Genomic DNA, 20,727 nt, shown 5'->3' with positions numbered 1-20,727 from the left:
ACATGCAAAATATCAATATACCCAAACAAAATAAACTTCACTATATTGAATGTCTCTAATTAAACTCGACGACGCTTTGGAGGACGAGATCCATTGTGAGGTACCGGAGTAACATCACGAATAGCAGTGACTTCCAAACCAGTAGCTTGTAGTGCACGAATAGCAGCTTCACGACCAGAGCCTGGCCCTTTGACTGCTACTTCAACGGACTTCATGCCATGCTCCATTGAAGCCTTGGCAGCAGCTTCAGCAGCCATTTGAGCAGCAAATGGTGTTGACTTACGACTTCCACGGAAGCCCAATGCACCAGCTGATGACCAGGAAACAGCATTCCCTTGGGCGTCAGTAATCATAACTAAAGTATTATTAAAAGTTGAATGAATATGGGCAATTCCTGCCGCAATATTCTTTTTAGCCCGGCGCTTGCGACTTGTCTTTTTGTTTACCATAAAAACAGATGACCTCCTTTATTAATTATTTTCTTCTGCCTGCAGCAACTTTGCTGCCTTTTCTGGTACGGGCATTGTTCTTGGTATGTTGACCACGAACTGGAAGGCCACGACGATGACGCATTCCACGATATGAACCAATTTCTTGAAGGCGCTTGATATTCATGCTGACTTCACGACGTAAGTCACCTTCAATTTTAAGATTGCTGACAATCTCTCGAATCTTGTCTTCTTGATCTGGTGTTAAATCGCGCACACGAACATCTTCTGAAACGCCAGCTTGAGCTAGGATCTTTTCAGAAGTAGAGGTACCAATACCAAATATATACGTTAATCCGATAACAATTCGTTTGTCACGGGGTAAATCAATTCCGGCAATACGAGCCATTGAGCATACACCTCCTGTTTACGTTTATTTACCTTGGCGTTGTTTATGCTTTGGATTTGCTGAGCAAATAATCATTACTCGGCCTTTTCGCTTGATTACTTTACAATGTTCACACATTGGTTTAACTGATGGTCGTACTTTCATTTTTAATCCTCCTCGAAAAATGATGAAGACAAGAATTACTTAAATCGATAAGTGATTCTACCCTTACTCAAATCGTAAGGAGACATTTCAACCGTAACCTTATCTCCAGGGAGAATTCGAATATAATGCATCCTAATTTTCCCAGAAACATGGGCTAGAATTTCGTGTCCGTTTTCAAGCTCGACACGAAACATTGCATTTGGCAATGTTTCTACCACTTTTCCTTCAACTTCAATAACATTATCTTTAGCCACTCAATAACACCTCCAATGTTAAATTAGATTGAATTCATATAAATTAACTTGACAAACCTTTGATAGTCTAACACATCCATCATATTTCATCAATCTAATAGTCTCAACACCTGATGAATTGTGATTAAAGAGTGCTAAGGATCTGATTAACATTTTGCCAAACATCTTCAATTGATTGACTGCCGTCAACGTTGAATAGTAAGTTACGATCCTTGTAGTATGAAATAAGTGGGGTATTCATCTTAATGTTCACCTTAAGCCGATTTTTAACTGCTTCAGGCTTATCGTCTTCACGTTGATAAAATTCATGACCACCACAAACGTCACAAGTTCCCGGAACCTTTGGCATGTGGTACAACTTATGATAAGTTGCTCCACAGTTCTTACAAATGAAGCGACCGGTTAATCGATCAGTCAACAGCTTGGGATCAACGTCGATATTAATGACTGCTGACAACGGCTTACCAAGTTCATCCGCCATCTTAGCCAATGCATCAGCTTGCTCCAAAGTCCGTGGATACCCATCCAAAAGGAATCCCGGCTTCGTATCATCCTTTGCTAATCGTTCTTTGACGATACCGTTTGTCACTTCATCTGGAACTAGATTACCTTTATCAGTATATTCCTTCGCTTTAAGACCGAGTGGTGTTTCGTTAGAAATCGCTTCTCGAAACATATCGCCAGTCGAAATGTGTGGAATCTGATATTTATCGACAATATATTGAGCCTGCGTGCCTTTACCAGCACCTGGCAAGCCCATCAAGATTAAGTTTAATGACATGCGACATTTCCTCCTCGTTGCCTGCAACTATCCCCGATTAAATTATTCATCAGTTGGGCGTGGCCCGTGGATGAAGCCAACATACTCACGCTTCATCATTAAACCACGAATCTGACGAATGGTTTCAATTGCAACTCCGACAACGATTAGCAAACTTGTTCCACCAAGGCCAATTGACTCATCTAAATTCCACAAGTTTTGAGCAATCAATGGAATTAATGACACGACCCCTAAGAACAATGCACCAACTGTACTTAATTTCATCAACAAATCGGAAACGTATGATTGTGTTTCATGTCCCGGCCAAACACCCGGAATGTAACTTCCTTGCTTTTGCAAGTTTTCAGATAACTTCTCTGGGTTTACTTGAACAAAAGCATAGAAGAACGTAAACATGACAATCAGGATCGTATAAAATGCAGCTCCGGTCGGTGTTTGCATATTAAACACGTTGTTTAATATTTGAAACCAAGTTGCAGTTGAGTAATTATTTTGAAATGCCATCAAAATGGTTTGTGGCGTTGCAATAAATGAACTTGCAAAGATAACTGGAATAACTCCAGCAACGTTAACCTTCAAAGGTAGGTAACTGCTACCAGGTGAACCAGAAACTCTTCTAGTATATTGAATTGGCACTCGCCGTTCTGCTTGTTGAACCCAAGTCACAAACGTTACAATTACCAAAACAATAATCAAGAGTGCAATGGCAAAAAGAATCGGTTGCCATAAATCCGAACCACTAACGCCAACAAAATATTGTTGCCATAATGATTGCAGTCCAACTGGAATTCTAGCAACGATACCGGCGAAGATAATCATGGAAATACCATTTCCAATTCCCCGTTCGGTAATCATATCACCCATCCAAGTGGTCAACATTGTTCCACCAGTCAAAATCAAGCCAATGATCACAAATGTTTTAATACTTGGATTATTAACCAAATTCAAACTACTCAATTGGTTAAACCCAGCAGTAATTCCAACGGATTGGAAGAAGGCCAAGATAACGGTTAAGTACCGGGTGTGCTGATTTAGCTTCCGCCTACCAACCTCTCCTTGCTTACCCCATTCAACGTACCGTGGAACAATATCCATTTGGAGCAATTGGATGATAATTTGAGCAGTAATGTATGGTGATACCCCCATTGCAAAAATCGAATAGTTGGTAAGACCACCACCACTGAATGTATTCAGAATGCTAACAAGCCCTGAAGAAGCGACCGATTGAAGTGCTTTCGCGTTAATACCGGGAACAGTTATGTATGCTCCCAATCGGAATATAACTAAAACAAAAAGCGTAAAGAGAATTTTGTTTCGAATTTCCTTAACCTTGAACGCACCTGCCAAAGTCGAGAGCATTAAACCACCTCGATTTTACCGCCTGCATTTTCAATAACGGATTGTGCAGCTTTCGAAAATTTATTAGCTTTAACAGTTAACTTCTTGCTAAGTTTGCCGTCACCAAGAATTTTGATTCCTGATTTAACATTTTTAACAATTCCAGAAGTTTGAAGCAATTCTGGCGTTACTTCAGTACCATCATCGAAACTCTCTAATTTGGCAACATTAACGACCGCATATTCTTTTCGATTAATATTATTGAAGCCGCGCTTAGGAGTTCGACGATACAATGGCATTTGGCCACCTTCGAATCCTACCCGGGTCTTACTTCGAGCCTTTTGACCCTTTTGACCACGACCAGCAGTCTTTCCCTTTCCTGCTGAACGGCCACGACCTTTACGAGTCCGCAATGAACGAGAACCTTCTGCAGCTTTCAATTCATGTAATTTCATGAAATTGGCACCTCCTTACAAATGATTTAGTCTTTAACTTGTTCAACTTCAATTAAATGAGCGATTTGGAACAAAGCCCCACGAATAGATTCGTTATCTGGTTTGACAACGGTACTATTAACTCGGCCAAGGCCAAGTGCCTTCACAATTTTACGTTGCTTAGGGAGGCGGTGAGTTACGCTACGTTTTAAAGTAATTTTTAATTGAGCCATTTAAAACACCCTCCTTATTCAGCTAAATGTTGGGTCGAAACACCACGTAGAGCTGAAACTTCTTCAGCACTCTTCAGTTCAACTAAGCCTTGGAATGTTGCCCGAATAACGTTAATTGGTGTGTTGGAGCCTAAACGTTTACTAGTAACATCATCAATGCCAGCTAATTCCATAACGGAACGAACAGCACCACCGGCTGCAACTCCAGAACCTTCTTCAGCGGGTTTCAACATAATGCGGCCACCACCAAAAGTTCCCAAAACTTCGTGAGGAATTGTTGTACCAACAATCGGAACCTCAATCAAGTTTTTGCGAGCTGCTTCAACTGCTTTACGAATGGCTTCTGGAACTTCTTGGGCTTTACCAGTTCCAAAACCAACATGACCGTGCTTATCGCCTACAACTACTAAGGCAGCAAAACGAAGACGACGACCACCTTTAACAACTTTAGTGATCCGGTTAATTGATACGACGTTATCTTCAAGCTCTAACTTTTCGGGATCAATAAATTTCTTCATGTGCGGTTATTCCTCCTTTTTAGAATTCTAGCCCGTTTTCACGAGCTGCATCGGCAAGAGCTTGAACCCGGCCATGATACAAATAGCCACCACGGTCAAAAACAACCGTCTTGATATTCTTTTCGCTTGCACGTTGAGCTACTAGTTTACCAACACTGGCTGCCTGTTCAGTCTTGTTTTCACCACTGACTGCAGAATCAAGTGTTGAGGCACTAACAAGCGTTACACCCGCTACGTCATCAATTACTTGAGCGTAGATGTTTTTATTAGAACGATAAACATTTAAGCGTGGGCGCTCGGCAGTACCAGAAATTTTGTTGCGGACACGATTATGACGGCGTTTCCGACTCTTATTTTTATCTGGTTTAGAAATCAAAATAGTCACCTCAAAATTTTATTAGGCTGATAGTTTACTTACCAGTCTTACCTTCCTTACGAATAATATGTTCATTCTCGTAACGAATCCCCTTGCCTTTGTATGGTTCAGGTGAACGAACATCACGAACAGCTGCAGCAAAATCGCCAACATACTGTTTGCTGATACCACTAATATGAATTGTTGTATTGTCAGGTACTTCAACAGTAATGTTATCAGGTACCTGCATCTCAACTGGGTTTGAATAACCAACGTTTAACGTTAAGGTTTTACCCTTAAGTTGCGCACGGTATCCAACACCGACAAGTTTCAATGTTTTCTTAAATCCGTTGGTAACTCCTTCAACCATGTTGTTGAAGTTGGCACGAGCAGTTCCGTGTAAAGCCCGAACTTTATCGTTGTAATCGCCAACAGGTTCGAAGTTAACTTCGTTGTCCTTAACATTCATCTTGACATGTGGCGTCATTTCACGACTTAAAGTTCCTTTAGAACCCTTAACAGTAACAACGTTACCATCGGTCTTAATTTCAACACCTTTAGGCAAGACAACGGTTTTATAACCAATTCGACTCATTAATCACACCTCCAATTTAATGAAATGATTACCAAACGTATGCTAGTACTTCGCCGCCAATTTTTTGGGCGCGAGCTTGTTTATCAGTAATGACACCGTTTGACGTAGAAATAATCGCAATTCCAAGGCCATTTAAAACCTTAGGAACAGCATCTGCTTTAACGTATGAACGCAGACCTGGCTTAGAGATTCTTTTCAATCCAGTGATGACACGTTGCTTATCCTTTCCATATTTCAGGAAAACCCGGATAACGCCTTGCTTGTCATCTTCGATATATTCAACATCGCGAACAAAACCCTCACGTTTGAGAATTTCAGCAATGTCTCGTTTGATTTTTGATGCGGGAACTTCAACTGTTTCATGGTAAACCATGTTCGCATTCCGAATGCGAGTTAAAAAGTCCGCAATTGGATCAGTCATAGACATCAGCGCACAACCTCCTTTTTATATATTACCAACTAGCTTTCTTCATGCCGGGAATTTGACCTTTATGGGCAAGTTCACGAATGCAAAGACGGCATAAATGAAATTTCTTATATACTGAACGAGGTCGTCCACAGCGCTCACAACGCGTGTAGTTCTGAGTTGAGAACTTTGCAGGGCGTTCACTTTTTACAATTAATGATTTTTTAGCCAATGTGAAACCTCCTCATTATCTAGCGAATGGCATACCGAATTGAGCCAACAATTCATGTGACTCTTCATCAGTGTTTGCAGTAGTTACGATTACGATATCCATTCCTCTAACGCGATTAACGTTATCATAATCAATTTCTGGAAAAATTAATTGTTCCCGAACACCTAATGTATAGTTACCCCGACCATCGAAGGCCCGAGTGCTAACACCATGGAAGTCACGAACACGTGGCAAGGAAACGTTGATCAACTTGTCTAAAAAGTCGTACATCCGGTCTCCTCGAAGTGTCACTTTGGCACCAATAGCGTTTCCTTCACGTAATCTAAAACCGGCAATTGACTTTTTGGCTTTGGTAATCAAAGGCTTTTGGCCTGAAATCAAAGCAAGTTCAGAAACGGCTTCGTCAAGGTTTTTAGCATTAGTAACCGCGTCACCAACACCCATGTTCAATACGATCTTATCAATCTTTGGCGCTTGCATTACTGATTTATAATTGAATTTTTCCACCATATGTGGAGTGATTTCACTATTGAATTTTTCTCGTAAACGACTTGTCATTTAAAGGGGATCCTCCTTTCGTTATAGATTAATCAATCGCCTTTTGCGATTTCTTTGAGTAACGGATTTTTTTGCCATCTTCAATTTTGATACCAACCCGAGTTGGTTCATTTGTTGATGGATCAATTAGCATGACTTTTGAAACGTGGATTGGTGCTTCAGCATCCACAATTCCACCTTGTGGGTTTGTAGAAGAGGCTTTAGTATGCTTTTTAACCTTATTAACGCCTTCAACAATCACACGATCCTTTGAAGTGATCGTTTTGGTAACTGTTCCTTCCTTACCCTTGTCCTTGCCACTAATAACACGAACTTTGTCACCAGTTTTAATGAACATTTATGGCACCTCCTTATATCCTGGTTGTGATTAAAGTACTTCTGGGGCTAATGAAACAATCTTCATGAAGTTGTTATCACGTAATTCACGAGCAACCGGGCCAAAGATACGAGTGCCTTGGGGACTCTTGTCATCACGAATTAAAACTGCAGCATTTTCGTCAAAACGAATATATGAACCATCAGTACGGCGGGTAACTGCCTTGGTACGGACAATAACGGCCTTGACAACATCACCCTTTTTGACAACGCCACCTGGTGTTGCTTGTTTTACCGTAGCAACAATGGTATCGCCGATTCCGGCATACCTTCTAGTTGAGCCACCTAAAACTTTAATAGTAAGCAATTCTCTTGCACCTGAGTTGTCGGCAACTTTTAATCGACTTTCTTGTTGAATCACAGGTATATCCTCCCTTCATCGTTAAATATAGAATACGATAATTAACTGATAATTAATTAAGTTAAATGATAACCGCTTTTTCAACAATTTTGACCAGACGGAATCGTTTTGTCTTTGACAATGGACGAGTTTCCATAATCTGAACCGTATCGCCGATTTTAGCTTCATTATTTTCATCATGAGCGGTGAATTTCTTTGAGTAACGAACACGTTTGCCATATCGCGGATGAGTCTTGTAAGTCGAAACTTCAACCGTAATGGTCTTATTACTCTTGTCAGAAACAACCCGTCCCTGATAAACTTTACGCTCGTTGCGTTCTTCAGCCATTAATTATACCTCCCTTATCGTATTCTACTTGTTTAATTCTTGTTGACGAAGTGCCGTCTTGATTCGCGCGATATTTTTTCGAACTTGCTTTAATCGTGCAGTATTTTCCAATTGACCAGTGGCTAGTTGGAAACGAAGATTGAACAATTCATCTTTGTAATCTTTTTCTTTATCAATCATTTGAGCAGTGGTTAACTTACTAATATCTTTAGCCTTCATTTGATTCGCCACCTACTTCCTCACGTTCTATGATCTTTGTCCGAACAGGAAGCTTGTTTGATGCAAGACGTAATGCTTCATGGGCCGTTGCTTTATCAACGCCACCAATTTCAAACAATACTTTACCACGCTTAACTGGTGATACCCAGCCAGCAGGTGTTCCTTTACCATTCCCCATTCGAACGCCGACACCTTTTTCAGTATATGACTTGTGAGGGAAAATCTTGATCCAAACCTTTCCTCCACGTTTCATATGACGGGTCATCGCAATACGGCATGCTTCGATTTGACGGTTGGTAATCCAATGAGAATCAAGTGCTTGTAATCCGTAGTCACCGAAAGTAACCGTCTTACCGCCCTTGGCAGCACCACGAAGCTTGCCACGATGTTCACGACGATGCTTAACACGTTTAGGTACTAACATGTTTATTTCCCTCCTTTATCAGCGTCACTGTTCTTTGGCTTTTCAGGGAGAATTTCACCACGATAGATCCAAGTCTTGACACCAATTGAACCATATGTCGTAAAGGCTTCAACCCATGAGTAGTCAATATCTGCTCTCAAAGTATGCAATGGAACAGTACCATCAGAATAACTTTCAACTCGAGCCATGTCAGCACCGTTAAGTCGGCCGGCAACCTGAGTCTTGATACCCTGAGCACCGGCACGCATTGTCCGCTGCATTGCTTGTCTCATTGCCCGACGGAATGCAACTCGGCCTTCCAACTGACGAGCAATGTTTTCACCAACTAATTTAGCATCCAAATCAGGCTTTTTGATTTCAATGATGTTGATGTGAACACGCTTGCCAGTCAGGTCGTTGAGTTCTTTTCTAAGACTTTCAACTTCAGATCCACCTTTACCAATTACCATTCCAGGCTTAGCAGTATGAATTGAAACGTTGACACGGTTTGCAGCCCGTTCAATTTCAACAGTAGAAACTGACGCGCTAGCAAGTCGTTTTTCAATATATTTACGAATTTGCAAATCTTCGCGTAAATATGCAGCATAGTTCTTACCTGCATACCATTTTGCTTCCCAGTCGCGAATGATTCCAACTCGTAAACCATTAGGATTTACTTTATTACCCACGCGTTACCCCTCCTCTTTTTCGGATACGACAATTGTAATGTGGCTTGTTCGTTTGTTAATTGGTGATGCAGAACCTTTCGCCCGTGGTCTGAATCGCTTAAGAGTTGCACCTTCATTAACGAAGGCTTCACTTACAAACAAATTTTCGCTATCTAAATCAAAATTGTTTTCTGCATTTGCAACAGCAGATTTAAGTACTTTTGAAACTACTGGAGAAGCACCGCGGGGTGTGAAATCTAAGATTGCGGCAGCTTCGGCAACGCTTTTGCCCCGGATAAGATCAACTACAAGACGGACCTTTCGTGCGGCAATGCGAACAGTTTTAGCAGTTGCTTTTGCTGATGTAACTTGTTCAGCCATTTGTTATCCTCCTTGCTTTAAACAGTCTTCTTATCGTCAGTATTATGACCATGGAACGTCCGGGTCGGCACAAATTCTCCAAGCTTATGGCCTACCATGTCTTCTTGGATATAAACTGGAACATGCTTTCTTCCATCATAAACAGCAAACGTATACCCGATGAAGCTTGGAAAAATCGTTGAACGACGTGACCAAGTCTTAATAACGGACTTTTTGTCTTGATCTTTTTGAGCATCTACCTTTTTAAGCAAATACTCGTCGGCAAATGGTCCCTTTTTTAAACTACGACTCATTTTGCAACCTCCTCTGTATCAGTATTAATTATGATTAATTAAATTACATCTTTGAACCCTTACGACGACGCACAATAAATTTGTTTGAACGTGCCTTCTTAGAACGGGTCTTCTTACCAACTGTCTTCTTGCCCCATGGTGATAATGGTGATGGAAGACCAACTGGTGCTTTACCTTCACCACCACCATGAGGGTGATCGTTAGGGTTCATAACAGATCCACGAACATGTGGACGTTGACCTTTGTAACGAGTCCGGCCAGCTTTACCAACATTGATCAATTCATGCTCTTCATTACCAACAGAGCCAATTGAAGCCCGGTTTGTGCTCAAAACCAAACGAACTTCACCAGATGAAAGACGAACTAATGAATACTTGCCATCGCGACCAAGCAATTGAGCTGAGGCACCAGCTGAACGAGCAAGTTGGCCACCCTTTCCAGGCTTGATTTCAATGTTATGAATAATTGTACCAACAGGAATATTGGCAAGGGGTAAGGCGTTACCGACTTTAATATCAGCATCGCTTCCTGATTCAACTTTATCCCCAACCTTTAGTCCTTTAGGTGCAATAATGTATGATTTAACACCATCTACATAAACTAATAAAGCAATATTGGCGGTCCGGTTTGGATCATATTCGATTGCTTTGACAGTTGCTTCAACGTTATCTTTGTTTCGCTTAAAATCAATAACTCGATATTGATTCTTGTTTCCGCCGCCACGATGACGAACAGTCATTCGACCATAGTTATTACGGCCGGCAGTTTTGCTTTTTGATTCAAGTAAGGACTTTTCTGGCTTAGTTTTCGTAATGCCACTGTAGTCCAAACTCGTCATATTACGTCGACCGTTACTGGTTGGCTTATATGTTTTAATGGCCACAACGTTTCCCTCCTAATTTGTAAGATGATAATTATTCTTCACTGAATAATTCAATTTCTTTTGAATCTTCGGACAAGGTAACAATGGCCTTTCGACGCTTGCGGGTATACCCTTCATATCTACCTTGACGTTTTAACTTTCCTCTAACGTTCATAATGTTAACTCTAACAACCTTAACGTCAAAAATGTCTTCAATAGCCTTTTTAACTTGGGTCTTAGTTGCTCGTAAATCAACATCAAATGTGTATGTTTTGTTATCCATCTTACTGGTTGTCTCTTCAGTAATAACTGGACGTAAAATAATATCGCGTGATTCCATTATGCGAGCACCTCCTCTACTTGAGAAAGAGCAGCTTTTGTTATGATAACTTTATCGTGATCAGCAACATCCAATGTGTTAATGCCCTTTGCAGGAACAACTTTTACATTTTCCAAGTTACGTGCTGACAACAATGCTTTTTCGTTGTCATCTTCCAAAACTACTAGTGTCTTAGTTGAAACATTCAATTTGGTTAACATCTCAGCAAATGCTTTTGTCTTTGGTGTATCAAATACCAATGAATCGACAACAACCAACTTATCATCTGAAACTTTTTCAGATAATACTGACTTCAATGCTAAACGTGAAACTTTCTTTGGCAAATGATAGGAATACGAACGTGGTGTTGGGCCAAAGACAATTCCACCGCCTCGCCATTGAGGTGAGCGAATTGAGCCTTGTCGAGCTCTACCAGTTCCTTTTTGCCGCCAAGGCTTCTTGCCACCGCCACGAACTGCTGAACGGTTTTTTACGGCATGCGTTCCTTGACGTAAAGAAGCGCGTTGCATCAAAATTGCGTCAAAGACAACGTTATTGTTAGGCTCAATCCCAAAAATACCATCATTTAATGCAACCGTGCCATTTTTACTACCATCTTGTTTATATAATGCTACGTCAGTCATCTATGGTTGCCTCCCTTCTACTTTTTTGTTTTGCCGCTAACGGCTGATCTAATTGTCAGATATGATTTGTTTGCACCAGGAACGTTCCCCTTAATTAGGATGACGTTGTTATCTAAATCGGTGCTGACAACTTCAAGATTTTGAATTGTCACTGTCTTGTTACCCATTCGACCTGGTAACTTCATCCCTGGAACAACTCGGTTAATAATAACCCCAAGTGAACCTGGACGACGGTGATAACGAGAACCGTGAGTTTCTGGTCCACGTGATTGACCATCTTTATGAATGTTTCCTTGGTATCCATGACCTTTTGTTGTACCCGTTACATCAACAATGTCGCCTGGTTTAAAGACATCTGCCTTAACTTCATCAGACACTTTATAATCTCCCAGCTCAACATCTTTGATTTCTTTAATGAAGCGCTTAGGAGTAGTTTTTGCTTTGTTTGCGTGACCTTGTTCCGGCTTGTTACTAAGTACGGCGCGCTTATCAGCATAGCCTAATTGAACAGCCTCGTAACCGTCATTTTCAACGGTCTTGATTTGCATAATAACATTAGGTGTTACTTCAACGACGGTCACTGGAACTAATTCGCCGTTTTCAGTAAAGACCTGTGTCATTCCAACTTTCTTTCCTAAGATTCCTTTTCTGGTCATGAGTACACCTCCAATATATTGTTTTATTATAATTTAATTTCGATATCCACACCGCTAGGCAAGTCGAGTTTCATTAATGAATCGACTGTCTTTGGGGTCGGATTTAAAATATCAATCAATCGCTTGTGAGTCAAAATTTCAAATTGCTCACGTGAATCCTTAAATTTATGTGGTGATGCGAGCACCGTATAAATTGTTCGGTCAGTTGGTAACGGAATTGGACCCGAGATTGTGGCGCCCGTCCGTTGTGCAGTTGCAACGATCTTGTCTGCAGATTGATCTAAAATGCGGTGTTCGTATGCCTTCAAACGGATACGAATTTTTTGTTTTGCCATTGTATTCCCTCCTTCGTCTATTTTGAAAATATGACTAACTCCGTGAAAATTACCGCCAAACCCATGGCAAAGCATCCGGGTGTGTCGCAACCTTTCACATCAAAGCTAATACGTAACAGTTTTTAGGCAAACTAATCCCTAAAAACAAGTACTCAAGTATTGTACTAAAAAAAGCCCCATAAAACAAGGGCAATGACGAATAAATTCAATCTGTAATACTTTTGATATAAAGCCACGCATCTTCTTTGTCTATAAAGCCCTAGTTTATTTTAAAATCATTCCTTTATATCGTCAATGATGCCTTCACTTGGGGAATCTAATTATTGAACAATAAAAAAAGCCGGCAACTTTTTAAGCTGTCAGCTCTTTTATACGATTAATCGGCAGATGGATTGCCACCGTTTTTCTTAATAATTTCTTCTTGAATACTCTTTGGTACTGGCTCGTAATGATCAAAGGTCATCGTAAACGTACCACGGCCTTGTGATGCAGAACGAAGAGTAGTAGCGTAACCAAACATTTCAGCTAACGGAACGTATGAATGAATGACTTCAGCACCACTACGACTTTCCATACCATCAACCCGGCCACGTCGTGCGGTAACTTGACCCATGATATCACCCATGTATTCTTCTGGAACGTTGATATCAACTTTCATGATTGGTTCCAAAATAACTGGAGCAGCATTTTTAGCAGCATTCTTCAAAGCGATTGAAGCAGCTACCTTAAATGCAGCTTCACTAGAATCGACTTCGTGGTAACTACCATCGTACAACTTAGCTTTCAAGTCAACCAACGGATAGCCGGCAAGAACACCGTTTGCCAAAGATTCTTTCAAACCTTGTTCAACGGCTGGGATATATTCACGAGGAACAACCCCACCAACAATCGCATCTTCGAATTCGAATCCTTTACCTTCTTCATTAGGCGTAAATTCAATCCAAACATCACCATATTGACCTTTACCACCTGACTGGCGAATGAACTTACCTTGGGCCTTCGTTGGCTTGGTAAATGCTTCACGGTAAGAAACTTGAGGCGCACCAACCGTTGCTTCAACGTGGAATTCACGCTTCATTCGGTCAATGATGATATCCAAATGCAACTCGCCCATTCCAGCAATTAACGTTTCACCAGTTTCAGGGTTCGTTGTTGCTTTAAAGGTTGGATCTTCTTCAGAAAGCTTTTGCAAAGCAACGTTCATCTTGTCCTGGTCAGCCTTAGTTTTTGGCTCAACGGCAACTTGAATAACTGGGTCAGGAAATTCCATTGATTCCAAGTGAAGTGGGTGGTCAACATCGGTTAATGAATCACCGGTAGTGGTGTTCTTCAACCCAATGGCAGCCGCAATATCACCTGAGAAGACTTCTGGAATTTCTTGTCGATGGTTCGCATGCATTTGAAGCAAACGACCAACCCGCTCACGCTTGTCTTTGGTTGCATTCAAAATGTATGAACCTGATTCAAGAGTACCAGAATATACCCGGATATAAGTTAAACGACCAACGAATGGGTCAGTTGCCACTTTAAATGCCAAAGCCGCAAAACTAGCATCGTCGTTAGCTTTTAATTCAACTTTATCGCCTGTCTCTGGGTCGGTCGCATTGTATGGCTTAACATCAAGTGGTGATGGCAAGTAATCAATAACGGCATCCATCAACATCTGAACACCCTTGTTTTTAAATGCTGAACCAGCAAGTACTGGGAATAATTCCAAATTCAATGTGGCTTTACGAATAGCGGCCTTGATTTCAGGAATTGAAATTTCTTCACCCTCAAGGTACTTTTCCATAATGTCATCATCAACGTCAGCAAGGGTTTCAATTAACTGATCCCGACGCTTTTGAGCTTCTTCTTTATACTTGTCAGGAACGTCAACCGTATCCCATTCAGTCCCAAGTTGATCTTCATCGTAAAGGTCAGCCTTCATTTCGATCAGGTCAATAACCCCTTCAAAGCTATCCTCAGCACCAATTGGCATTTGAATTGCTAAAGGCTTAGCATTCAAACGATCCTGAATTGAGTTAACTGAGAAGTCAAAGTTAGCACCAACCTTATCCATCTTATTAACAAAGACAATCCGTGGAACATCATAATCAGATGCTTGCCGCCAAACTGTTTCAGTTTGAGGCTCAACACCGGCTTGGCCATCCAAGACAGCAATGGCGCCATCTAGAACCCGAAGTGATCGTTCAACTTCAACCGTGAAGTCCACGTGTCCTGGGGTATCAATGATGTTAATCCGGTGATCCTTCCACTGAGCAGTGGTAGCAGCTGACGTGATCGTAATCCCACGTTCCTGCTCTTGGGGCATCCAGTCCATTTGGGAAGCTCCTTCATGAGTTTCACCAATCTTGTGAATTTTACCAGTATAGTACAAGATCCGTTCAGTGGTCGTTGTCTTACCAGCATCGATATGGGCCATAATCCCAATATTACGAGTTTTTTCTAGCGGAAATTCTCGTGTGTTAGCCATTGTGTAACTCCTTCCGATTCGTACAAAAAGTGGCTAAATCAGCCACTTATTAGTTTGAGCTGTTTAAAATGCCTTTATTACCAACGATAATGTGCAAAAGCACGGTTGGCTTCAGCCATTCTATGAGTATCTTCGCGCTTCTTAACAGCAGCGCCTGTGTTGTTAGCAGCGTCCATAATTTCTCTAGCAAGACGCTCAGTCATGGTATGTTCCCCACGTGAACGAGCGTAGTTAACAATCCATCGTAAGCCCAAAGTCGTTCGACGATCCGGTCGCACTTCGATCGGTACTTGGTAGTTAGAACCACCAACTCGACGAGCCTTAACTTCAAGAACTGGCATGACATTCTTCATTGCTTCTTCAAAAACGTCAACTGGTTCGTTGTTTGTTTCTTTTTTAATTAAATCAAACGCACCATATAAAATTTGTGATGCGGTTCCACGCTTACCGTCTAACATTAAACGGTTAATCAAACGGGTTACCAATTTTGAGTTATAAATTGGATCGGGAAGTACTTCCCGCTTTTGAACATTTCCTTTTCTAGGCATTTCGTTATCCTCCTCATGATTCTATAAAACTAATATTTAGATTCCATTAGTGAGATTATTCTTTAGGCTTCTTAGTACCGTACTTAGAACGACCTTGACGACGATCTTGAACACCGGCAGTATCAAGAGCACCACGAATAACGTGATAACGAACACCAGGTAAATCCTTTACACGGCCACCACGGATCAACACAACACTATGCTCTTGCAAGTTATGACCAATCCCTGGAATATAAGCTGTCACTTCAATTAAGTTAGACAAACGAACACGGGCATACTTACGTAAAGCAGAGTTAGGCTTCTTTGGTGTCATCGTTCCAACACGGGTTGCAACCCCACGTTTTTGGGGAGCAGGAACGGTAACGGCCTTCTTCTTAAAACTATTGTAAGCATAGTTTAAAGCTGGTGACTTTGATTTTGAAGTTCTAGAATGACGTCCTTTACGGACCAATTGGTTAATTGTAGGCATCTAAAAAGTTCTCCTTTCGAGTTTCAATGTAAGTCCACACATCCAGGCGGTTCTTTTTTATGTAAAAATAAATGTGTACCGCCCAACACTTTTTGTCAGTAACAGTCAGCATGTCTGATTACTTGATTCAGGAATCTGTCACAAAAAGCACCTTGTCTAATTTATCATGCCTATCAGGTTGTGTCAATAACTCTGCGCAAAAATAACGCCTCCTTTCATTTCGTATTTAAATTAAAGAGGTGACGAAATGATATTTATACAATTTATGCTTGGCGCTAGTCTCGCTTCATTTATTGACGTCGTCGTTGATCGCGGCCTAATCGGTCAATCCATTGTTAAGCCGCGGTCCCACTGCGGCATTTGTGGTCACTTTTTAACTTATTATGACCTTGTTCCTGTCGTCAGCTTTCTTTTATTAAAGGGAAGATGTCGCTACTGTAAAGGTAAAATTCCTCAAGCGCTTTTTTTGACGGAACTTATTTTAGGGTTGATTTTTGCTGAAACATCGTGGGGACTAGCCAACCTTTCTTTTTTAGCAAACGTAACCATTCTAATGGGATTAAGCCGATTTGATATCGCTACCCAACAAATTCCACGCTTAGGTATTTGGTCGTTAGCGATAAGTTGCGGCTTGTCAAGTCACCATCCGCCCTTCCAAATTGGCATCTTCCTTATCCTATATTTAATTAGCCAATTTATTAATAAAAATCAATCGATTATCGGTAATGGTGACATTGATATCTTGTTTTGCCTTTGGTTAGCAACCAATATTAGTCTAATGCTTTGGACGACTTGTATCGCATGCGTTAGTGCGATTTTCTATCTATTAGTCTTTCCTTGGCCAAGCAATAATCAAATTCCATTTGTCCCCTTTATCATGGTTGGCTACATGATAACTAATCAATATCAAGTTCCGTTGTTAACACTGATTTGCTAATGATGATCATCAGCTTATGTATACAAAAAGAGACGCTATCCACATCGGTTAACGTCTCTTTTCTCTTACTAAAGACAATTCAAACTAACGAATTACTTCGTTGTTTTACTCTTGTTTGCGTCTTCAGCTTTCATTTTTTCTTCAAGCTCACTGATAGAATAAACGCCGTCTGTAGAAGAATTGCCGATTTCTTGTGGTTTAATACCACGATAATCAGGCATTCCAGTACCAGCTGGAATTAATTTACCAATGATAACATTTTCTTTCAAACCAACTAATGGATCATTCTTGCCCCGAATAGCAGCATCGGTCAGAACTCGAGTCGTTTCCTGGAATGACGCAGCAGACAAGAAACTATTCGTTTCAAGAGCAGCCTTCGTGATTCCAAGAAGAACTGGACGAGCCGTTGCTGGAATCCCGCCTGAAACAACCGTATCAGCGTTACTATTCTTAAAGTCAAAGATGTCCATTAAGGTACCAGGAAGAACGTCTGTGTCACCAGGATCCATAATTCGAACTTTTCGAAGCATCTGTCGAATCATGATTTCCACGTGTTTATCAGACACTTCCACACCTTGCATTCGGTAAACTTTTTGAACTTCATGCAAGAGGTAGTTTTCAGTTGAAAGAACATCTCGAACTTTCAGTAATTCCTTAGGATCTACAGAACCTTCGTTCAATGCAGAACCCCGGTGAATAAAGTCGCCCTCCGCAACCTTCATCTGAGCCGTAATTGGAACAGTGTAAGTTCTCGTATCAGATTCACCTTTAATGGTAACTTCCTTAGTTCTTTCAGCTGGATTTTCTTCGATTGATTCAACCGTACCAGTTACTTCACTAATCTCAGCTTTACCTTTTGGATTACGAGCTTCAAAGATTTCTTGAACTCGAGGCAATCCTTGGGTGATATCAGCGTTACCAGCAACACCACCGGTATGGAAGTTTCGCATCGTCAACTGCGTACCTGGTTCACCGATTGACTGAGCAGCAACCGTTCCAACAGCTTCACCAACTTCAACCTCATCACCGGTAGCCAAGTTACGGCCGTAGCATTTCTCGCAGACACCGTGAACCGTGTTGCAAGTAAAGGCAGAACGGATTGTTACTTCTTTGATGCCAAGATCATCAATTTGTTGTGCCTGGTCTTCATTAATCATCGTATTGGCTGGCACAATGACGTCACCAGTCTTAGGATTCTTAACAGTCTTGTGCGCATATCGGCCAACAATTCGATCATAAAGTGGTTCGATCATTTCATTTCCTTCAGTAATTGCACTGATGGTTAAGCCACGATCAGTCCCACAATCTTTTTCACGAACGATAACATCTTGCGCAACATCAACCAAACGACGCGTCAAGTAACCTGAGTTGGCAGTCTTAAGAGCGGTATCAGTCATTCCCTTACGAGCACCATGGGTTGAAATAAACATTTCCAACACAGATAGGCCTTCACGGAAGTTTGACGTAATTGGCAACTCCATGATTTCACCGTTAGGAGCGGCCATCAAGCCACGCATCCCGGCTAACTGCGTAAAGTTAGAAATGTTACCACGAGCACCAGAATCACTCATCATGTAAATTGGATTTTGGGGATCTTGTTCATCCATCAGACGCTTTTGAATATCATCTTTGGCATCATTCCAAATACCGATCACTCGTTCGTAGCGTTCGTGGTCCGTAATTAACCCACGACGGAACTGCTTAGTGACCATATCAACCTTTTTATGAGCGCCGTCGATGATCGACTGTTTATCAGGTAATTGAGTGATATCGGTAATTCCAACGGTTAAGCCAGACTTGGTTGACTCGTTGTAGCCTAAATCCTTCATCCGGTCAAGGAACAAAGACGTTTCGGTTACCTTATAACGCTTATAAACCTCAGCAATAACATCACTCAAGAAGCCCTTCTTGAATGGTGGTACCAATTGGGCATTCTTTAAATGCTCATGGATATCTTCACCGGGTTCAAGGAAATATTTATCATCAACATAATCATTAATGTTAGTTTCAGTTGGCTCGTTAATATAAGGAAAATCTGCCGGCAAAATCTTGTTAAAGATAATTTTACCAACTGAGGTGACCAAAATCTTACCTAATTGATCTTTAGTAAAGGTCTTCTTAGGATAAGCGTCTGCCTTAATTCCAACCCGGGTATGCCAATGCACAATCCCGTTCTTATAAGCTAACTGGGCTTCGTCGGGAGAGTTGAAGATCATGCCTTCACCTTCTCGACCAGCTTCTTCCATCGTGAGATAGTAGTTACCAATAACCATATCTTGAGATGGAGTTACAACTGGCTTTCCGTCCTTAGGGGCAAGGATATGACCAGCAGCTAGCATTAACAGTCGTGATTCGGCCTGAGCTTCATCCGATAAAGGCACGTGAATCGCCATTTGATCACCGTCAAAGTCGGCATTATAAGCTTCACAAACCAACGGATGCAACCGCATTGACTTTCCACTCACCAAAACAGGTTCAAAGGCTTGAATCCCAAGTCGATGAAGCGTAGGTGCTCGGTTTAGCAATACTGGATGTTCCTTAATAACGTCTTCCAAAACACTGAAGACATCGTCATCTTGACGCTCAATCTTACGCTTAGCGTTCTTAATATTAGAAGCTAAGTTGCGGCCAACCAGTTCCTTCATAATGAATGGCTTAAATAATTCCATTGCCATCGGAACTGGTAATCCCATTTGATTCATCCGCAAATGAGGACCCACATCGATAACGGAACGGCCGGAGTAGTCAACCCGCTTACCAAGTAAGTTTTGACGGAAGCGGCCTTGTTTTCCTTTCAACATGTGTGAAAGGGACTTCAATGGCCGATTACCAGGACCAGCTACCGGGCGGCCCCGTCGACCATTATCGATCAAAGCATCAACGGCTTCTTGTAACATCCGTTTTTCGTTTTGAACGATAATGCCAGGGGCGTTTAAATCAAGCAAGCGTTTAAGTCGGTTGTTCCGGTTGATAACCCGACGATACAAATCGTTCAAATCAGAAGTAGCAAATCGGCCGCCTTCCAATTGAACCATTGGCCGCAAGTCAGGTGGGATAACTGGGATTGCATCCATAACCATCCATGACAGTTGATTACCAGATTGAACAAACGCTTCAAGAATATCCAAGCGACGAACGGCTCGAGTCCGCTTTTGGCCGGTGGCATTCTTTAATTCGTCCTTTAGTTCGGCAACTTCCTTATCAACGTCAACATCATTTAACAAGGTTTTAATTGCTTCAGCACCAATTTGGGCCTCAAAGCGTGGCCCATATTCCTGCTTCTTTTCCCGGTACTCACGTTCTGACAGTAATTGCTTTTTCTCCATTGGTGTGTTACCTGATTCAGTAACCACGTATGAAGCAAAGTAAATAATTTCTTCAAGTGCCCGTGGGCTCATGTCTAGGACAAGACCCATTCGACTTGGGATTCCCTTGAAGTACCAAATATGCGTAACTGGAGCAGCCAATTCAATATGGCCCATTCGTTCACGACGAACCTTGGAACGGGTTACTTCAACCCCACAACGGTCACAAACGATCCCCTTGTAGCGGATTCGCTTGTACTTACCACAAGCACATTCCCAGTCCTTAGTTGGACCGAAAATCCGCTCATCGAACAAGCCGTCTTTTTCAGGCTTTAAGGTTCTATAGTTGATCGTTTCTGGTTTTTTAACTTCGCCATATGACCAACTACGGATCTTATCGGGAGAGGCTAAGCCAATTTGCATGCTCTCGAATTTATTAACATCGACCACTAATTTGACCTCC

The 20,727-nt window shown here is 41.5% G+C and carries 32 protein-coding genes; 1 reads left to right on the top strand and 31 read right to left on the bottom strand.

Annotation, left to right across the window (positions count from 1 at the left end):
- Positions 1-59 precede the first annotated feature (59 nt).
- The 30 genes from rpsK to rpsL form a co-directional block, all read right to left on the bottom strand.
- Positions 60-449, bottom strand: coding sequence for a 30S ribosomal protein S11 (rpsK, locus tag YK48G_RS10470; protein WP_203630645.1), 390 nt, complete (start codon positions 447-449; stop codon positions 60-62).
- 25 nt (positions 450-474) lie between these two features.
- The gene (gene rpsM / locus YK48G_RS10465) at positions 475-837 is read right to left on the bottom strand and encodes a 30S ribosomal protein S13 (protein WP_008855780.1); all 363 of its coding nucleotides are present in this window, start codon (positions 835-837) and stop codon (positions 475-477) included.
- A gap of 24 nt (positions 838-861) precedes the next feature.
- Positions 862-981, bottom strand: coding sequence for a 50S ribosomal protein L36 (gene rpmJ, locus YK48G_RS10460; RefSeq protein ID WP_008855781.1), 120 nt, complete (start codon positions 979-981; stop codon positions 862-864).
- A 35-nt stretch (positions 982-1,016) separates the two neighbouring features.
- The gene (gene infA, locus YK48G_RS10455) at positions 1,017-1,235 is read right to left on the bottom strand and encodes a translation initiation factor IF-1 (protein WP_008855782.1); all 219 of its coding nucleotides are present in this window, start codon (positions 1,233-1,235) and stop codon (positions 1,017-1,019) included.
- Between the two features lie 124 nt (positions 1,236-1,359).
- Positions 1,360-2,016 carry an adenylate kinase gene (locus YK48G_RS10450; RefSeq protein ID WP_203630644.1) on the bottom strand — a complete coding sequence of 219 codons (657 nt, stop codon included), beginning with the start codon at positions 2,014-2,016 and terminating at the stop codon, positions 1,360-1,362.
- 42 nt (positions 2,017-2,058) lie between these two features.
- Complete coding sequence (gene secY, locus YK48G_RS10445; RefSeq protein WP_203630643.1) at positions 2,059-3,375, bottom strand: preprotein translocase subunit SecY; 1,317 nt, start codon at positions 3,373-3,375, stop codon at positions 2,059-2,061.
- Entirely contained in the window at positions 3,375-3,809 is a 435-nt protein-coding gene (rplO, locus tag YK48G_RS10440) for a 50S ribosomal protein L15 (RefSeq protein WP_203630642.1), read from the bottom strand. The genes secY and rplO overlap by 1 nt, the downstream gene beginning before the upstream one ends.
- Positions 3,810-3,835: 26 nt before the next feature.
- Positions 3,836-4,021, bottom strand: coding sequence for a 50S ribosomal protein L30 (rpmD, locus tag YK48G_RS10435; protein ID WP_013728487.1), 186 nt, complete (start codon positions 4,019-4,021; stop codon positions 3,836-3,838).
- A 14-nt stretch (positions 4,022-4,035) separates the two neighbouring features.
- Positions 4,036-4,539, bottom strand: a complete 504-nt coding sequence (gene rpsE / locus YK48G_RS10430) for a 30S ribosomal protein S5 (RefSeq protein ID WP_203630641.1) — start codon at positions 4,537-4,539, stop codon at positions 4,036-4,038.
- A 19-nt stretch (positions 4,540-4,558) separates the two neighbouring features.
- Positions 4,559-4,924 carry a 50S ribosomal protein L18 gene (gene rplR / locus YK48G_RS10425; RefSeq protein ID WP_284692038.1) on the bottom strand — a complete coding sequence of 122 codons (366 nt, stop codon included), beginning with the start codon at positions 4,922-4,924 and terminating at the stop codon, positions 4,559-4,561.
- Positions 4,925-4,949: 25 nt separating this feature from the next.
- Entirely contained in the window at positions 4,950-5,489 is a 540-nt protein-coding gene (gene rplF, locus YK48G_RS10420; RefSeq protein ID WP_203630639.1) for a 50S ribosomal protein L6, read from the bottom strand.
- 28 nt (positions 5,490-5,517) lie between these two features.
- Positions 5,518-5,916: a 30S ribosomal protein S8 gene (gene rpsH / locus YK48G_RS10415; RefSeq protein ID WP_008855790.1), complete on the bottom strand. Its 399-nt coding sequence runs from the start codon at positions 5,914-5,916 to the stop codon at positions 5,518-5,520.
- Positions 5,917-5,941: 25 nt separating this feature from the next.
- On the bottom strand, positions 5,942-6,127 hold the full coding sequence (locus YK48G_RS10410; protein WP_003635667.1) for a type Z 30S ribosomal protein S14: 186 nt from the start codon (positions 6,125-6,127) through the stop codon (positions 5,942-5,944).
- A gap of 15 nt (positions 6,128-6,142) precedes the next feature.
- Positions 6,143-6,685 (bottom strand): 50S ribosomal protein L5, encoded by a 543-nt coding sequence (gene rplE, locus YK48G_RS10405; RefSeq protein WP_203630638.1) that lies wholly within the window; start codon positions 6,683-6,685, stop codon positions 6,143-6,145.
- A 28-nt stretch (positions 6,686-6,713) separates the two neighbouring features.
- A complete protein-coding gene (gene rplX, locus YK48G_RS10400) occupies positions 6,714-7,022 on the bottom strand; it encodes a 50S ribosomal protein L24 (RefSeq protein ID WP_203630637.1) in 309 nt (102 codons plus the stop codon).
- Positions 7,023-7,052: 30 nt separating this feature from the next.
- Positions 7,053-7,421 (bottom strand): 50S ribosomal protein L14, encoded by a 369-nt coding sequence (rplN, locus tag YK48G_RS10395; protein ID WP_203630636.1) that lies wholly within the window; start codon positions 7,419-7,421, stop codon positions 7,053-7,055.
- Positions 7,422-7,482: 61 nt separating this feature from the next.
- Entirely contained in the window at positions 7,483-7,749 is a 267-nt protein-coding gene (gene rpsQ, locus YK48G_RS10390; RefSeq protein ID WP_203630635.1) for a 30S ribosomal protein S17, read from the bottom strand.
- Between the two features lie 24 nt (positions 7,750-7,773).
- On the bottom strand, positions 7,774-7,968 hold the full coding sequence (gene rpmC, locus YK48G_RS10385) for a 50S ribosomal protein L29 (RefSeq protein WP_008855795.1): 195 nt from the start codon (positions 7,966-7,968) through the stop codon (positions 7,774-7,776).
- Positions 7,958-8,392 carry a 50S ribosomal protein L16 gene (gene rplP, locus YK48G_RS10380; protein WP_203630634.1) on the bottom strand — a complete coding sequence of 145 codons (435 nt, stop codon included), beginning with the start codon at positions 8,390-8,392 and terminating at the stop codon, positions 7,958-7,960. The genes rpmC and rplP overlap by 11 nt, the downstream gene beginning before the upstream one ends.
- Positions 8,393-8,394: 2 nt before the next feature.
- Positions 8,395-9,060, bottom strand: coding sequence for a 30S ribosomal protein S3 (gene rpsC / locus YK48G_RS10375; RefSeq protein WP_203630633.1), 666 nt, complete (start codon positions 9,058-9,060; stop codon positions 8,395-8,397).
- 3 nt (positions 9,061-9,063) lie between these two features.
- Entirely contained in the window at positions 9,064-9,420 is a 357-nt protein-coding gene (rplV, locus tag YK48G_RS10370) for a 50S ribosomal protein L22 (protein WP_054747196.1), read from the bottom strand.
- Positions 9,421-9,437: 17 nt separating this feature from the next.
- Positions 9,438-9,713: a 30S ribosomal protein S19 gene (gene rpsS, locus YK48G_RS10365; RefSeq protein ID WP_056983216.1), complete on the bottom strand. Its 276-nt coding sequence runs from the start codon at positions 9,711-9,713 to the stop codon at positions 9,438-9,440.
- 43 nt (positions 9,714-9,756) lie between these two features.
- Positions 9,757-10,596 (bottom strand): 50S ribosomal protein L2, encoded by an 840-nt coding sequence (rplB, locus tag YK48G_RS10360; protein WP_203630632.1) that lies wholly within the window; start codon positions 10,594-10,596, stop codon positions 9,757-9,759.
- Between the two features lie 31 nt (positions 10,597-10,627).
- A complete protein-coding gene (gene rplW, locus YK48G_RS10355) occupies positions 10,628-10,915 on the bottom strand; it encodes a 50S ribosomal protein L23 (RefSeq protein WP_203630631.1) in 288 nt (95 codons plus the stop codon).
- Positions 10,915-11,538, bottom strand: a complete 624-nt coding sequence (gene rplD / locus YK48G_RS10350; RefSeq protein WP_203630630.1) for a 50S ribosomal protein L4 — start codon at positions 11,536-11,538, stop codon at positions 10,915-10,917. The genes rplW and rplD overlap by 1 nt, the downstream gene beginning before the upstream one ends.
- 17 nt (positions 11,539-11,555) lie before the next feature.
- Complete coding sequence (gene rplC, locus YK48G_RS10345) at positions 11,556-12,194, bottom strand: 50S ribosomal protein L3 (RefSeq protein ID WP_203630629.1); 639 nt, start codon at positions 12,192-12,194, stop codon at positions 11,556-11,558.
- A gap of 26 nt (positions 12,195-12,220) precedes the next feature.
- The gene (gene rpsJ / locus YK48G_RS10340; protein WP_013728505.1) at positions 12,221-12,529 is read right to left on the bottom strand and encodes a 30S ribosomal protein S10; all 309 of its coding nucleotides are present in this window, start codon (positions 12,527-12,529) and stop codon (positions 12,221-12,223) included.
- Between the two features lie 376 nt (positions 12,530-12,905).
- Positions 12,906-15,005 (bottom strand): elongation factor G, encoded by a 2,100-nt coding sequence (fusA, locus tag YK48G_RS10335; RefSeq protein ID WP_203630628.1) that lies wholly within the window; start codon positions 15,003-15,005, stop codon positions 12,906-12,908.
- Positions 15,006-15,082: 77 nt separating this feature from the next.
- On the bottom strand, positions 15,083-15,553 hold the full coding sequence (gene rpsG / locus YK48G_RS10330; RefSeq protein ID WP_008855807.1) for a 30S ribosomal protein S7: 471 nt from the start codon (positions 15,551-15,553) through the stop codon (positions 15,083-15,085).
- Between the two features lie 55 nt (positions 15,554-15,608).
- The gene (rpsL, locus tag YK48G_RS10325; protein WP_054747207.1) at positions 15,609-16,022 is read right to left on the bottom strand and encodes a 30S ribosomal protein S12; all 414 of its coding nucleotides are present in this window, start codon (positions 16,020-16,022) and stop codon (positions 15,609-15,611) included.
- 247 nt (positions 16,023-16,269) lie between these two features.
- On the opposite strand from rpsL, the gene YK48G_RS10320 reads away from it, so the two are divergent.
- Positions 16,270-16,959 carry a prepilin peptidase gene (locus YK48G_RS10320; RefSeq protein WP_203630627.1) on the top strand — a complete coding sequence of 230 codons (690 nt, stop codon included), beginning with the start codon at positions 16,270-16,272 and terminating at the stop codon, positions 16,957-16,959.
- Positions 16,960-17,051: 92 nt separating this feature from the next.
- On the opposite strand, the gene rpoC is transcribed toward YK48G_RS10320, so the two are convergent.
- Entirely contained in the window at positions 17,052-20,714 is a 3,663-nt protein-coding gene (gene rpoC / locus YK48G_RS10315; RefSeq protein ID WP_203630626.1) for a DNA-directed RNA polymerase subunit beta', read from the bottom strand.
- Positions 20,715-20,727 lie beyond the last annotated feature (13 nt).

This window comes from Lentilactobacillus fungorum (genome assembly GCF_016860605.1).
GTDB classification, from domain to species: Bacteria; Bacillota; Bacilli; order Lactobacillales; family Lactobacillaceae; genus Lentilactobacillus; species Lentilactobacillus fungorum.
This window is presented reverse-complemented; position numbering and strand designations above follow the sequence as displayed.